The organism is Peribacillus cavernae (assembly GCF_003989135.1).
Taxonomy (GTDB): domain Bacteria; phylum Bacillota; class Bacilli; order Bacillales; family DSM-1321; genus Peribacillus; species Peribacillus cavernae.
This window is the reverse complement of the sequence record NZ_RYZZ01000001.1, coordinates 106642-120885: the sequence shown is the minus strand read 5'-3', so window position 1 is coordinate 120885 and position 14244 is coordinate 106642. Positions and strand designations below refer to the sequence as shown.

Sequence of the window (14244 nt, the reverse complement as noted above, 5' to 3'; positions counted from 1 at the left end):
AGCGAATTCTAATAAGGAGTTCCATATTGCTCTTCGACTTTTTCAATATCCTCTTCGAATTTTTCATGTGTGGCATGGAAAAGCTGCTGAAACATATCTCCCACTTTAGCATCCAACACTTTAATTCCTTCACCGGTAACGCCGCCTTTTACACAAACCTTCTCCTGCAGGGCAGGCAGTGTGTAAATTTCCTTTTTTAACAGCTCCCCGAGGCCGACAAGCATTTTTTCAGTTAAAAGGGTTGCCGTTTGTTCATCAATTTTCGTCTGTTTACAGGCCCCGTCGATAAAAGCCCTTGCCAGATAACTAAAAAAGGCAGGTCCGCAGCTGACGATATCAGAGGCCACTCTTGTAATGTCATTTTCAATCTTGACAGGAGTTGAGATGCACGCGGCCAAATCAGTCAGCGCCTCGACCCATGCCGGGGAACATCCATCACCAAAGCTCAACAAAGATACTCCCGACAAAGCACGGCTGGTAATGCTCGGTATAAAGCGGGCACAATTGCAGTCAAGCTTTGATTCCAGCTGCGCTACCGAGATCGGGCTTGTAATCGAGATAACACATTGGCTGCTGTTTATATGAGGCTTGATGTCTGTGATAACATGATGGAATTCTAACGGCTTTACGCAAATAAAAATGGCCTCTGACTCCCTGGCCACCTTTTCGCAAGAATCTGCCACTGATATACCTGCGTACTTTTCTTTCAGGGAAAATGATTTCGAGAGTGTCCGATTTGTAATTGTCAAATCTGTTGCTTCAAGCGCGTTTGCTTCAAGCAGCGCTTCTATTAGAATGGTCCCCATGTTTCCTGTTCCAATCACACCTATTTTCATTTTCCTCCCCCTTTCTAAGCGGAACTTCTCCTAAAAAGGTATGTCACACATGATGGTCTTATGACTGTAAACCCAAGAATAACGAATACGGAGGTGTCAATATGAAAATATCACAAAAGAAGAAGCTGGTACTGCTCCCTTTGATCCTTATCCTCTCAATAGCCGGTTATTATTTTTATCAGCAGTCTCTTGATAACGGCAAAAATGAAAGTGATAAATACTTTGATGAAGAGGGACCAGCAGCATATGCAGCGGAAGAAAACGATTTTGAAGCTAAAGGAGAAACCGCTCAGGAAACCACAAAAAAACCTCTAGTGGTCAAAGTCGACATAAAAGGCGCAGTGAAAATGCCAGGTGTTTTTACGGCAAAAGAAGGCGACCGGGTCATTGATTTAATAACCAGGGCGGGGAACTTTACGGCTAATGCGGATAAAGATAAAGTCAATCTGGCACAGCTTGTAGAAGATCAGATGGTCATTTATGTACCGGAAGTCGGAGAGGAGACAGGTATGCCGATTGCAGAAATACCGGCAGCTGGGGCAGCCGTCACCAATGGATCAGCAAGCGGAGCAGGAGAAAAAGTCAATCTAAACACAGCGGTCCAGGCCGATTTGGAGACATTGCCAGGCATTGGTCCCTCCAAGGCGACGGCTATTCTTGAATACAGAGAGAAAAGTGGCCCGTTCAAAACGATTGAAGATATGAAGAACATCACAGGAATCGGCGACAAGACATTTGAAAAATTGAAAGACTCGATCTCTGTGAATTGAATGGGAGAGGTACACAAACTGAAAAGAGAAGGGTAAAATAAAGGATAAAGTCGAAACTTGTAAAAAAGGGAGCCACTATAGGACGCATTAGCTGTGATTCAATCCTCATAAAATTACCTGCAGAAATGAATAATATTTTAAAATGGAGGCGATAAAGGTGGAAAGAAAAAGTTGGGATGAGTATTTTTTGGATATTGCAGAAGAAGTTTCTTCCCGTTCTACTTGTCCAAGGCTGCACGTTGGGTGTGTCATCGTCAAAGATAAGCACATCGTTTCAACTGGCTATAACGGTTCTATCCACGGACATGAACATTGCGAAGATGCCGGGTGTCTGATTAATGAATCTGGTCGTTGTGTTCGTACCCTGCACGCTGAGGCAAACGCAGTGCTGCATGCGGAAAGAGACAATCTAAAGGGAGCTGCAGCTTATATCACTCATGAACCTTGTGAGACATGTGCGAAAATTTTAGCACAGGTCGGCCTTGAAAGGATTGTGTACAGAAATGCTTATCCAAATACGTTGAATCAATACTTTTTAAAGGATATTCGCGTTGACCATTTACCTGGAGAGGCTGGATGAAATAGAAGGGCTTTAATAGCGTTAAAATCATATTGGACAGGAGGTTCTATGATCAATCTTCTTTTCTTAGCCGTTTCAGCAACCTTTGGTGTAACGGCCTATTCTTTCTTTGGGTGGAAAGTAACTATATGTATCGCACTTTTTCTGGCTTTTGTTCTATATAAAGCTGGTTACCGCCAAGTAATCCTGCAAATCTCGGCCATTGCCCTCTTCTTTGCTGCCGCCTATCTGGCAGACTACCTTCGCCACACCTCCTATACGGGAAGTGAAACTTCTTTTCGAATCAGCCTTGCTGATATCCCCGACATTGATGGAAATTTATTGCGTGCTTCCGTTCATTCCGATTCCGGTGAAAAGCTGCAATTCCGATATACGATATCAACGGCAGAAGAAAAGCGGCTGCTTGAAAAGAAAGCGGAAGTGGGGCTTTCTTGTCCTGTCAAAGGCACTTTGGAGAAGGCGGAACCGAACCGAAATATAAACAGCTTTAATTACCAGGAATATTTAAGACAGCAAGGAACTTACTGGATATTGTACGCTGGGACTTTCTCCTTGAAAAATTGCACCTTCGAAAAAGGCGATATCCTGCAGAGCATTAAGAGAATTAGGGGCAAGGGAATTGATTATGTCGAAACACATTTCCCGGTTGACACAAAAGGTTTTGTTTCGGCGCTTCTTTTCGGTGAACAAAAGGAGATCAATGAGGAAGAACTCTCCGATTTTCAGCGGCTCGGCCTTGTCCATCTGCTTGCGATTTCAGGGCTCCATGTCAGCTTTCTGGCGGGAATGGTCTTCTATTCAGGAATAAGGCTTGGTGTTACCAGAGAGCGTATGAACCTTGCGCTGCTCATTTTATTGCCGATTTATGTCATCCTTTCGGGGGCAAGTCCTTCGGTATGGAGAGCATGTTTGATGGCGATGCTCTTTTTTTTGCTATCACTTGCGAAAAAAAATTTGTCAATCACAAAGTCGATTATCATCGTTTACATTTCACTCCTTTTCATCCAGCCCTATATGCTGTTTGATATCGGGTTTCAGCTTTCGTTCGCGGCCGCCTTTTCGATGATCATGTCTTCAGCTATTTTTTCCCGCAGCGAAAGTAAAATTCTGCAGCTTTTCATGATCAGCTTCATATGCCAGCTGAGCACGCTCCCGATCCTCACTTTTCACTTCTATGAAATATCCGTGCTTGGCGTATTGCTTAACATTGTGTTTGTGCCTCTTTATTCTTTCCTTCTTCCCTTCTCGATTGCCGCGTTTATTATTCACATCGTTTATCCACCTGCAGGGGACTTTTTCATCTATTTTCTCAATATGGTTTTCACGCTTAGCAACGAGGCAGCAGGCCTCGCTGCCAGACTGCCGCTCGCATCAATCGCTTTTGGTAAACCAACTTTTATCATCATGCTTTTGCTCGTGGGAAGCTTGCTTTTGTTCTTTATATTCTGGGATTTGTCCTCATTTAAAACAGCCAAATATTATTTGGCTGCACTTGCTCTGATCATGTCTTTTCAATTGCATATCGAAAAAATGTCGCCTTATGGAGAAGTAGTGTTTATCGACATCGGACAAGGGGATGCGATATTGATCAAGCTTCCCTTTGATAGAGGAAATTATTTGATTGACACAGGGGGCCGGCTACTCTTTAAACAGGAGTCTTGGAAGAAGAGAAGGAAAAGCTTTACTACAGGAAAGGACATTATCGTGCCCCTGCTTAAAAGCAAGGGAGTCGACAGATTGGATAAGTTAATTTTAACTCATCCTGACGCGGACCATATCGGAAGTACCGGTGAAATAATCGAAGAGATCACAGTGAAGGAAATGATCATTGGCAGAGGGACTGAGCAAGAGTATGTTGAGAAAGGTGTGATTGAAAAAGCGAGGGCAGCAGGATTAAAAATCACCACAGTCCAAAGGGGTGATCAATGGAAAATGGGAGATGCCGCTTTTTATATCTTGCATCCCTATCGGGAGGAAGAGAACCCAAATGAATCCTCGGTTATCATCTATGCAGTATTCGGCGGGCAGCGCTGGTTGTTTACGGGGGATTTAGGCGTTGAAGGAGAAGAACAAATTCTAAAGGTATTTCCACATTTACGTGCCGATGTTTTAAAAGCAGGGCACCATGGCAGCAAAACGTCAACTTCGGACATGCTGCTGGATCATTTAAAGCCGAGAACTGCAATCATTTCCGCCGGAAAGAGGAACCGCTATGGGCATCCTCACGCTGAAGTCGTGGAAGCATTGCAGAGAAGGAGAATTACCATCTATCGGACAGACATCAATGGCGGAATTTTGTATCGGTTCTCCGATGATGGCGGAACCTTTTCAAGTGTACTGCCATAGTATGGGGTATAAACAAAAGGTAGTGCATGGCTGGAAGCAAATAACCAAAGTTAAGTTATCTGCATATAATTAATCTGTAGTTTTCTATACAAAATGAAGAAGAGACTGCTTTAAATGCAGTCTCTGGCCGGTCGATTTGGGTTCTTTCCCCTGTTCATTATTTGAATGAAGGAAAGTGTAACGGTCTCAACCGATAGACTCATGAAGACCTGTGTACGTCCATTAAGAGCCTACGTAATGAATTACGGTAGCGATAATGAACATAGTTGCAAAAAAACCAAAAGGAACAACAAAACCTACTAATGAGTCAATAGCGTCATTACGCTTTGACTGTACATTCTTTTCAAATTCGTTCATGTCTACCCCTCCTATTTCTTTAATAGTATAAGCGATTACAAAAAAAAAATCTACAACCTGCTTATTTGGAAAAACCGCAAATATGAGAACGTTTTCCTATTTGTTTCGCTGACATGACGCTTTTACTTTTCTAACTGGTCAGGGAGGCGCTTGCGCTTTTCTGAAAAGAAAAGAAAGTCTAATTTTTTAATGTGTACTGGTGTCTAGCTCCAGCGCCTAGCCCCGACGCACAGGACGTGCTAGTGCCGGCGTTGCCACAGGACGTGGCGATCTTAGTCGGCCTCGAGTCATAAGCCCTCTCCCTACAGAAGGCAAAAAGCGCCTTCTTTCGGGATCTGTCTTATGCTTGTCGGACTTGCGCAGGATGCGCTGACGTCGACGTTCGCCACAGGACGTGGCGGCTATTAGTCGACGTTCCTTTAGAAGGGCGCTTCCGCTTTTCTAACTTCCTATACTGACAAGAGTTGTCACAAATAGTTTGTACCGAAAAAGGTGAAAATAAAAATACAAAGCGGCACACCACTTTTTCACAATTGCTGGTGATCCTTTCTTAGCTTGCATCTTTTTGATAAGTGATTTCTTTACAGGTAATATTTCCGCTGGGAAAGGAAGCATCCCGGGTCTTGCTTTCTGTAGCGTTCATATAGATCGGGAATTGGCCTGAAAGATGGTCAGTTCCCATATATCTTGTCAAATGGCCAAACCATCTATACCATAATAGACAGAATACATATAAATGAGGCGGTACAGTGGTATTAGATGTTTGGAAAGACCTGAAAAGAAAAAAGTTTGCCCCTGTGTATTTACTATACGGAACGGAAGCTTTTCTTATTAATGAAACAAAGCAATTGTTATTGCAGCATGCCCTTACAGAAGAGGAAACCGATTTTAACTTCTCCCAGTACGATTTGGAGGAAACCCCGATAGAAACAGCTCTGGAAGACGTTGAAACCCTCCCTTTCATAGGAGAAAGACGTCTTGTTTTTATGCAGAATCCCTTTTTTTTAACGGCCGAGAAACCTAAACAAAAAGTCGAACATAATCTAAAAAAACTGGAGCAGTACATTGCTGATCCAGCTCCCTATTCGATAGTTGTGCTTACAGCGCCGTATGAGAAACTGGATGAACGGAAAAAAATTACCAAGGAACTGAAACGCAAAGCAGTTACGGTAGAAGCTAAGAAGCTTGGCGATAATGAGCTAAAGGTATGGATCAGGGAGCGGGCGGCCGCTTCGATGGTCCAAATTGATGAAGACGCTATAGCTCTATTGCTGGAGCTTGCCGGAACCAATTTAATGCTTCTGACTAATGAAATAGACAAAATGGCACTATACGTCGATAACGAAAAAAGAATTGATGTTGCAATCGTTGAAAAATTAGTCGCGAAGTCGCTCGAACAGAATGTGTTTACGCTTGTGGACGAAGTGCTCCAGAAAAATGTAAAAGGAGCCATCAGCATTTTTCATGAACTGCTCAGGCAAAATGAAGAACCAATCAAAATTCTTGGTTTGATTGCGAGCCAGGTAAGGCTGATGTATCAAGTCAAAGAAATGGCGAGACAAGGATACAGCCAGCAAAAGATCGCCGGTGCCCTTCGCGTCCATCCATACCGTGTTAAATTGGCCCAGGAGAAAACAGGGAGATTCCATGAGAGCGAACTATTATCGATCATAAATGAACTGGCCGAAGCGGATTACAAAATGAAAACAGGCCAGGCAGACAAAGCGTTAACGCTCGAGCTGCTGCTTTTAAAAATCCGGTAATTGAAAAACAGTAGAGTAGCGAGGGCGAATAAGATCAACAGTTACAAAACTTCATGTTCTACCTTGCTTTTAAAGTCCGAAAACTTAAACAGAGATTTTCCGAACGAACCAACCGGAAATCCCTTAATATGCAAAAAAAGTGAGAGACAATCCGTCTCTCACCTTTTTTGCGGCTGAAAAAAACGATCCGGAAGCGGATCGTTCATTGCCATTCATTAAGCGTTTAATGAATGAAGTCTCTTCGCTAAACGAGATTTTTTACGGGCCGCCGCATTTTTGTGGATTAATCCTTTAGATGCAGCCTTATCCAACTTTTTAGAAGCTGTTAGAAGAGCTTCTTTTGCCGCTTCAACTTCGTTGTTCGCTAATGCAGTTTCAACGTTTTTCAATGAAGTACGCATTGTAGATTTTACAGTTGAGTTATGAGCGCGGCGTTCGTCGTTCGTTTTTACACGTTTAATAGCAGATTTAATATTTGGCATTCCGTTCACCTCCTACACAAGGAATCGAGACTATATGAACTCGACTTTTCAAATCCATACTCAAATAGCACAAATTATATTGTATCAGACTGTACCCTTTTATGCAATACCGGAATAGAGTCGAAAAAAAGGAATAATTGCTCCTGAGCAAAAACTTTATATAGTCTAATCGATATTATATCAAAAATATGAATAATTAAATAGAAATATCAGCAGAATGGGAAAGTGGAAGTATGGAAAATACTAGAATGTATAGATTGAAAAACTTATCCGAATATATGGAGGCTCTCAATGAATAAGAATCTTGATTTAAGCAAATATTCTGTTCGGACTGACCTGGCTGTGGAAGCAAGGGAAATGAGACTTACACAAAAAGGAGTATCCGAGGAAGAAAATACCTCTCAACTCAAAGGCGTCATCATTAAAGAAAAGGAAGTAGACGACTTAAAGGTTTCCCTGGTCGAGATCACTGAAGAAGGTGAAAAGGAGCTGGGGAAGAAACAGGGCAGCTATATAACGATTGAAGCCCAGGGAATCCGCCAGCAGGACACCGATTTGCAAAAGAAAGTAGAAAAAGTATTTGCGGACGAAATGGCACATTTTTTAAAGCGCTTGAATATAACGCAAGACAGCAGCTGCCTCGTGGTCGGACTGGGAAACTGGAATGTGACGCCGGATGCTCTTGGGCCTGCGGTGGTAGAGAACCTCGTTATTACGAGACATTTGTTTAAACTGCAGCCGGAATCGGTGCAAGAAGGGTTTCGTCAGGTCAGCGGGCTTGCCCCGGGAGTCATGGGCATTACTGGAATCGAGACGAGTGACATCATCCTAGGTGTCATTGAAAAAAGCAAACCTGATTTTATCATTGCCATTGATGCACTTGCTGCAAGATCAATCGAAAGAGTCAATGCGACGATCCAAATTACTGATTCAGGGATTCACCCGGGCTCGGGGGTAGGGAATAGGCGGAAAGAGCTGAGCAAGGAAACGCTGGGGATACCTGTGATTGCCATCGGGATTCCGACAGTGGTCGACGCCGTATCGATTACGAGTGACACGATTGATTTTATCCTAAAGCATTTCGGGAGTGAATTGCGGGAAGGAGACCGGCCTTCACGTGCACTTGCGCCGGCAGGGTTCAGCTTTGGCAAAAAGAAAAAATTGACGGAGGAAGATATGCCCGGTGAAGAGCATCGCCAGACATTCCTCGGGATAGTAGGGACCTTGTCTGATGAAGAGAAGCGAAAATTGATTGCGGAGGTGCTGTCTCCAATCGGGCACAATCTAATGGTGACACCAAAAGAAGTGGACGTATTTATCGAGGATATTGCCAATTTGATTGCGAACGGCTTGAACGCAGCGCTTCACCAATCGATCGATCAGGAAAATACAGGGTACTATACGCGGTAACGTCGGGGAATATGGTTCCGATTATGGAGGTTCTATCTATTCTGTTAACCCAAAAATCATGGTCTACTCTTTCTATCAAAGTCATATCTAATAATAGACATGCTATGGAAAGGGTGGAAGGATGAGAAGAAACCAACACGCAGGAATAATCGTAGTAGTCAATGGTTCAATGATAATGAAAGGGTTTTTATCGATTCTCGCACTGCTTCTTTTGACTTTCTCCCTGAGTGGAATAGTAACGTCGCTGAAACCTGAATATAGAATATCTTCTCAATCAGTCCATACCGTAGCAAACCAATTTTCGGGAAAGATGCTGTTCACATTGCTGGCGAATGAAAATCATAACTTTTTTCAGGTGATGCCCGATGGAAAACCATCAACCAGTTTTAGCGGGCAAATGTTAAAAATGTCGGCTAATATATCATTGGATGATCCGCGCAGCCTGCTCGGCAGGGAGCTTCCAGGTTTCTCGATTTTTGACAGCGAAATATTAGTTGCCGGAGAAGGCACGAATTATACAAACTTGCCATTTGAATCATCTCCACCTGAGGGTTTATTAAAAGAGGGAAAAGAAGCAGAACTGCAAAACGTTGACAAATTGGAAGAGTCTGAAAACCAGGATGGCAAAATTCCAGACGTAACAACGAATGGCAAAAAGGTCGTCCATATTTATCACACGCATAACAGGGAATCATTCTTGCCATATTTAAAGGGTGTAACAAATCCAGATTTGGCGCAACACTCAAAAATAAATATTACAAGGCTTGGGGACAGGCTGCAACAGGACTTCCTGGAAAAAGGAATCGGCTCTACTGTTGATAAAACCGATGTGATGGACCGGTTAAATCAAAAAGGATTAAAATACCCGAAATCATATCAGGAATCACGCAGCCTCGTACAATCGGTCATGGCCTCGAATAAAAATCTTGAATATTTTATCGATATCCATCGTGATTCAAGTAGAAAAATACACACAACTACTAAGATTAAAGGCAAAAGCTACGCGAAAATTGCTTTTGTAATTGGCGGCAAAAATCCGCATTTTGAAAAAAACCGTGCTCTTGCATATAAGTTGCACAATGCTTTTCAAGAAAAATATCCTGGTCTCTCGAGAGGAATCATTCAAAAAAGCGGTTCAGGTGATAATAGTGTCTATAATCAGGATCTATCAGGAAATGCGATGCTGATCGAAGTAGGCGGTGTCGATAATACTTTTGAAGAAATGTATGCAACCATCGATGTTTTTACGGATGTTTTCAGTGAATTTTATTGGGACGCCCATGAAGTAAGCAATACATCAGGAAAGTCAGAAGCAAAATAAAAGATCCAGAAAGAAGTGATCCTTAAATGATTCGGTTTTCACTTAAATGCCTCGGTATTGTGCTGGTGTTGTTCTTCGGGATTTTGGTTGGGATGCAGCATGCAAATCAAGGAATGAAGAATATGAAAGGCTATGATGACCCTGCATTGAACAGTGCTTTTACCGTAAAGGAATCGAATCGAGGGGACATGGAAGCAGCCATTCTTGGCCAAAAGGTAACAAGCCATGATCTGGAGAAAAAGAAACAAAGGCTCGAAGAAATGAAAGCTTTCAACTTTTTCTCCTCGGTCGGCAAAAAACTTTCGGATGTTCTTTCAGCAGGGGTTCAGGCATTGATTGAAACGCTTGCTTCCCTGGTATAATGACTTGCTGAATTTAAAATATCACCGAAATTAAGATACGTCATCAAAAAGCAGGCAGTTATCCGCTTGCTTTTTTTATTGTTAAGGAGATTATAAAATTATTTTATGTGGATAATTTAATCTAGGTTATCTGCATCCAGCTCCAGCGCCTAGCCCCTCGAGGTCATAAGCCAATCATCTGATGGGGAGAAAATCGCTCCCCATACAGCTGCTCGTCTTATGCTTGTCGGGGCTGACCAAGGCGCTTGCGCTTTTGTTCCGTACTGAAACAAAAAACTGCCTGGCTAGGATATTCATCTGCTTCTGCACATAAGCCTGAATAAAAGTGAGAATACAGTGAAGAAAACGGATGGTATGATAAATGCTGGCCAATGTGAATTCATGTTTGGATACAGGAAAAAGGCAAGAAATAACGCAAATAGGAATAAATCGAGATATATGAATATTTCGCTGCTATAAACGTCCAACACGTCTTCGGCTAGTTCCGGATGCTGCTCGAGAATATCATGTTTGCTATACGGTCCCATCCCAATCACCCTGTAGAGTCTGAGTACTAACTATATATGAGTCAGCCACCCATAGTGTTACCATATTTAGCTAAGCGCAGACCTCCATTTAGTCAGTTTCCAGTAATCAAGCATCGTTCAATCCAGCTTTCTCGATATTCATATGTTATAATTTTAGTAATATAAAAGACTCTGTAATCATTGATAATCCTCTTCGAAACTATCGGGTTTTTCTTTCTGAACACTTTTATTGATAAAGTGAAACTTCCATTAAGGGATGATAGTATGTATCTAAAGAAGCTGGCTTTTGTCTTCGCATTTTCTGTCGTTCTATTTTCCTTTTATTCTTTTACTTTTGCATCCGAAGAAGGCATAACCTGGGCTGAACTGCCTGAAGATAATTCGTTGAAACACAGGCAGCTCATCGAGAATGACAAAGACCTCCAGAAACTGTTCATTTTCTCGAATTCTTCCTTTGACAGCAAAGAGGCATATTCCATCATTAAAAGAATCAGCATTCTTCCGTCTTTCATGCTTGAACGGTTAGTAGAGGAGAATGTACGGATTAAATTGTTCACAGGCAGTTTGACTGACAATCGGAGCGCACGGCATCTGAAGGGTGAGACGCCGAGAGGATACACTAACGTCGGCCACACATGGGATGATGTACCCGGTATGGGAGGATCGAGAACTGTTCTTGTCAAGATAGGCGCCAGCCAAAAAGGGAGCGGCCATGGCTCAGTAAACCTCGAGCTTCACGAGTTGGCCCATACGATTGATACGATAGTGTATGGCAAAATTCGCGAAGACGAAGCGTTCTTACAGATCTGGAAAGAGGAATCAACAAGCCTTTTCCCGGGACAAGCTTATTTTCTCGAGCATCCAGAAGAATATTTTGCGGAAACATTTTCCATGTATTATTTAGACGCCTCTGATAGAGCGCTTTTAAAAAAGAAGGCACCCAATACGTACCTTTTCATTAAACAGTTAAACTGATAATCTAAAAAGGGAATGAATGGGGTGATGACGAAGGGGAGCTTTTATTATGAATCAAGCTGACAAGGTATACTTAGATTTGTGCCAATTTATTTTAGAAAAGGGGACCAGGAAGGAAGACCGAACTGGTACAGGGACCATTTCAACATTCGGTTACCAGCTGAGGTTCAACTTGCAAGATGGTTTTCCGTTGTTAACTACAAAAAGGGTACCCTTTAGATTGGTCGTTAGCGAACTGCTATGGTTCTTAAAGGGTGATACAAACGTAAGGTACTTGCTAGAAAACAATAATCATATTTGGGACGAATGGGGTTTTCAGAAATGGGTAGAGTCGGAAGATTACATCGGACCTGACATGTCCAATTTCGGAATCCGAAGTCAACTAGATGAAGAGTTTAATAAACTGTATCGGGAACAAATGAGCATTTACCAAGAAAAAGTGTTACATGATGATGATTTTTCACAGAGATTTGGAAATCTCGGTAACGTATATGGCAAGCAATGGAGAAGCTGGGAAGGTGCGGATGGACAAGTCTACGACCAAATCCAGTATATTATTGATGAGATAAAACGGAATCCAGATTCTAGGCGGCTTATCTGTAATGCCTGGAGTATCTCAGAATTGAAGGGACAAATGCTTCCACCGTGTCATTTTGCTTTTCAATTCTATGTAGTAGACGGAAAATTAAGCTGTATGTTCAATATGCGTTCTACTGATGTGTTTCTGGGTCTGCCTTTTAATATAGCATCATATGCACTTCTCACACATTTACTAGCATACGAATGTGACTTAGAAGTGGGAGAATTAGTATACACAGGGGCAGATGTGCATATCTATTCTAATCATATCGAACAGGTTGAAAAGCAATTATCCCGCGAACCTCGTCCCCTTCCCACGATAAAGCTAAACCGGCTGGTAAAAAGCATCTATAACTTCACAATGGATGACATAGAGTTGATTGGATATGATCCCCATGGTCCAATTAAAGCTCCTGTAGCCGTTTAATAGGATACTAAAAATAAAAATTACGCATATTGGTGATCACCAATATGCGTTTTTATTATTTATTAATCGTAAAAGACTAGGTTCAATATTCTGTAAAAATTTGAAAAATAAATATTTTCAAGAAATTACTGTGAGTCAAATGATATAATGATACAAGAATAATGACAAATTAAGAGGGGAAGAAATGTAAACTGGGATGAAGTACAATAAACAAATAAATGATTTAATTGATACCTATGACAAAACGCTTAAAATATTACGAAGAAGTAAGGAACAATATCACGGCCAACGTTATCGTTATGAAATGTATCTCTTTCCTTTGAGTTTAAAGAATCTCAAAGACGCCGGGACGATAATGAGACTAATAATTGGCATTGTCCTTCTTTTGTTGCCACCTGGTGCGGCCTTTGTGACTGAATGGGCTTCACCTGGAAAATCGCTATGGGTAAGTTTAATTATTATTGTTCTTTGGTACATATATTCGGTATATACTCACTTAAAAGAAATGTGTGATATTGAAAGCCCCCATTTTCATTATGATGCGTATAAGAAACGAAGGAAAAATGAATTCTTGCTATTTTCGACATATCTGAATGGAGATAACTTTGAAATTGCGGATTTAAAAAAGGAATATGAAGAGTTGGAAAAACAAATAGAAAGCGGTCAAAATAAAGGAGAAATTGACAAAATAGTTGAAATGCACACCAAACGAGTTCAAATACTCGAAAAAGAAATCAAGGAAAGTGAGAGAGAAATTCTTTTTCTTGAAAAACTCTCTCAGAAAACCATAAATATTATTGAATCATTTATTGAAGATAAAATTGATCAAAAGGTTCTGAATATATTCAACGGTTTTGTGCTTTATAAATATAAAGAAGGTTATTTGAAATTAGAAAAACAATTCAAGGCTAGGGGAACTGTTGAGAGTGATGTCGATATTAATTCGGTGGCCCACCGTAGGGAACCATGTGTAGAGATATTGAGAACGGACAATCACTATCTGAAGTTTACCGAAGGTTACACTCTGAAATATGAACACAAAATCACTGGAGAATTGTTTGTTATTAAACTATTTATAGACGACTCAAGTATGAAGAGATTGAATAGTGATAATCCATTTGGTAAAATGAATTTAGATCTACTATACGATTTAGTCAATCTCTTATATCCGTGTATACTACCAAACGATAAGGAGAGACAAAACAATGATTCAATTACAGGTTAAACCGCCAATGAAAAAACGAAAACGGCTGACTGCAGAAGAGATAATTAAGAAACGTACCATGCAAAGAAAATCAGATACGGAAAAATCCCAACGTGATATTTTAGCTGTTGCGAACTATGCCAAAAGAGCATCAAAAAACAATAGGTAAATTCCTATTGTTTTTTTGATGTTGCAGAATTCGACTCATAGTGTTGTATACTGGTTTTCTCTAAAAAATCTTTCCTTTTAAGTTGTAAATTATGTATAATTTGTTCCACTTGTCCTGGGCTTCTTCGATAATTTCT

Annotated in this window: 15 protein-coding genes; 11 read left to right on the top strand and 4 right to left on the bottom strand. The window is 41.2% G+C overall.

The genetic code is table 11. The features are described from left to right. Nucleotides 1-8: 8 nt before the first annotated feature. Nucleotides 9-836 carry a late competence protein ComER gene (comER, locus tag ELQ35_RS00610; protein ID WP_126862923.1) on the bottom strand — a complete coding sequence of 276 codons (828 nt, stop codon included), beginning with the start codon at nucleotides 834-836 and terminating at the stop codon, nucleotides 9-11. A 101-nt stretch (nucleotides 837-937) separates the two neighbouring features. On the opposite strand from comER, the gene ELQ35_RS00605 reads away from it, so the two are divergent. From ELQ35_RS00605 to ELQ35_RS00595, 3 genes are all read left to right on the top strand, one after another. Beyond that, nucleotides 938-1606, top strand: a complete 669-nt coding sequence (locus ELQ35_RS00605) for a helix-hairpin-helix domain-containing protein (RefSeq protein WP_126862922.1) — start codon at nucleotides 938-940, stop codon at nucleotides 1604-1606. Between the two features lie 157 nt (nucleotides 1607-1763). Beyond that, a complete protein-coding gene (locus ELQ35_RS00600) occupies nucleotides 1764-2186 on the top strand; it encodes a deoxycytidylate deaminase (RefSeq protein ID WP_126862921.1) in 423 nt (140 codons plus the stop codon). A gap of 48 nt (nucleotides 2187-2234) precedes the next feature. Then, nucleotides 2235-4532, top strand: coding sequence for a DNA internalization-related competence protein ComEC/Rec2 (locus tag ELQ35_RS00595; RefSeq protein ID WP_126862920.1), 2298 nt, complete (start codon nucleotides 2235-2237; stop codon nucleotides 4530-4532). Nucleotides 4533-4754: 222 nt separating this feature from the next. Here the strand turns inward: ELQ35_RS00595 and ELQ35_RS00590 are convergent, their stop codons facing one another. After that, nucleotides 4755-4889, bottom strand: a complete 135-nt coding sequence (locus ELQ35_RS00590; protein ID WP_126862919.1) for a YqzM family protein — start codon at nucleotides 4887-4889, stop codon at nucleotides 4755-4757. Nucleotides 4890-5439: 550 nt separating this feature from the next. Further along, the gene (locus tag ELQ35_RS22420) at nucleotides 5440-5583 is read right to left on the bottom strand and encodes a hypothetical protein (protein WP_185861593.1); all 144 of its coding nucleotides are present in this window, start codon (nucleotides 5581-5583) and stop codon (nucleotides 5440-5442) included. A 55-nt stretch (nucleotides 5584-5638) separates the two neighbouring features. On the opposite strand from ELQ35_RS22420, the gene holA reads away from it, so the two are divergent. Further along, entirely contained in the window at nucleotides 5639-6652 is a 1014-nt protein-coding gene (gene holA, locus ELQ35_RS00585; RefSeq protein WP_126862918.1) for a DNA polymerase III subunit delta, read from the top strand. 215 nt (nucleotides 6653-6867) lie between these two features. Here the strand turns inward: holA and rpsT are convergent, their stop codons facing one another. After that, on the bottom strand, nucleotides 6868-7134 hold the full coding sequence (gene rpsT, locus ELQ35_RS00580) for a 30S ribosomal protein S20 (protein WP_126862917.1): 267 nt from the start codon (nucleotides 7132-7134) through the stop codon (nucleotides 6868-6870). A gap of 291 nt (nucleotides 7135-7425) precedes the next feature. On the opposite strand from rpsT, the gene gpr reads away from it, so the two are divergent. The 7 genes from gpr to ELQ35_RS22415 all read left to right on the top strand — a co-directional run bounded on the left by gpr (nucleotide 7426) and on the right by ELQ35_RS22415 (nucleotide 14108). Beyond that, nucleotides 7426-8544 carry a GPR endopeptidase gene (gene gpr / locus ELQ35_RS00575; protein ID WP_126862916.1) on the top strand — a complete coding sequence of 373 codons (1119 nt, stop codon included), beginning with the start codon at nucleotides 7426-7428 and terminating at the stop codon, nucleotides 8542-8544. Nucleotides 8545-8665: 121 nt separating this feature from the next. Further along, nucleotides 8666-9865, top strand: coding sequence for a stage II sporulation protein P (gene spoIIP, locus ELQ35_RS00570; protein ID WP_126862915.1), 1200 nt, complete (start codon nucleotides 8666-8668; stop codon nucleotides 9863-9865). A gap of 26 nt (nucleotides 9866-9891) precedes the next feature. Further along, complete coding sequence (locus tag ELQ35_RS00565) at nucleotides 9892-10227, top strand: YqxA family protein (protein ID WP_126862914.1); 336 nt, start codon at nucleotides 9892-9894, stop codon at nucleotides 10225-10227. A 791-nt stretch (nucleotides 10228-11018) separates the two neighbouring features. Next, on the top strand, nucleotides 11019-11729 hold the full coding sequence (locus ELQ35_RS00560) for an anthrax toxin lethal factor-related metalloendopeptidase (protein WP_126862913.1): 711 nt from the start codon (nucleotides 11019-11021) through the stop codon (nucleotides 11727-11729). A 49-nt stretch (nucleotides 11730-11778) separates the two neighbouring features. Continuing rightward, nucleotides 11779-12735, top strand: a complete 957-nt coding sequence (locus tag ELQ35_RS00555; RefSeq protein ID WP_126862912.1) for a thymidylate synthase — start codon at nucleotides 11779-11781, stop codon at nucleotides 12733-12735. A 196-nt stretch (nucleotides 12736-12931) separates the two neighbouring features. Continuing rightward, entirely contained in the window at nucleotides 12932-13960 is a 1029-nt protein-coding gene (locus ELQ35_RS00550) for a hypothetical protein (protein ID WP_126862911.1), read from the top strand. Continuing rightward, nucleotides 13941-14108 carry a hypothetical protein gene (locus ELQ35_RS22415; protein WP_185861592.1) on the top strand — a complete coding sequence of 56 codons (168 nt, stop codon included), beginning with the start codon at nucleotides 13941-13943 and terminating at the stop codon, nucleotides 14106-14108. The genes ELQ35_RS00550 and ELQ35_RS22415 overlap by 20 nt, the downstream gene beginning before the upstream one ends. The last annotated feature ends 136 nt before the right edge of the window (nucleotides 14109-14244 follow it).